Source organism: Muribacter muris, from assembly GCF_004569585.1.
GTDB lineage: Bacteria > Pseudomonadota > Gammaproteobacteria > Enterobacterales > Pasteurellaceae > Muribacter > Muribacter muris.
Window position 1 is genome coordinate 1 of the sequence record NZ_SPPA01000084.1, and the last position, 258, is coordinate 258.

1 protein-coding gene is annotated in these 258 nt (G+C 53.5%); it reads left to right on the forward strand.

Going from position 1 to position 258, the window contains the following annotated elements; genetic code table 11:
- Positions 1-258 (forward strand): hypothetical protein (locus E4T80_RS12915; protein WP_167740747.1); only part of this gene is annotated, 258 nt, incomplete at both ends.

A 258-nucleotide genomic window follows, 5' to 3' on the forward strand; every position in this document is an offset into this window, starting at 1 on the left:
ATATGGCCCAAGTGAATGAACAAACGGGCGTTCACGTTGGCAAAGAGGGAATGGACGTTACGGTACTCAACCATACGCAAAATAACGGCGGCATCCTGACGAGCGATGCCCCGAAAAGTGCAAACCGGTTTAGTACGGGGACGTATGGAGAAAGCCATATCAAGAACCACAGCGAACTGAAAACGCGCAATATCAGCGTAAGCGGCGGGACAGGCGGGTTTAACCCGATGGGGACCCTGATGAGCCTACCGGGTAACC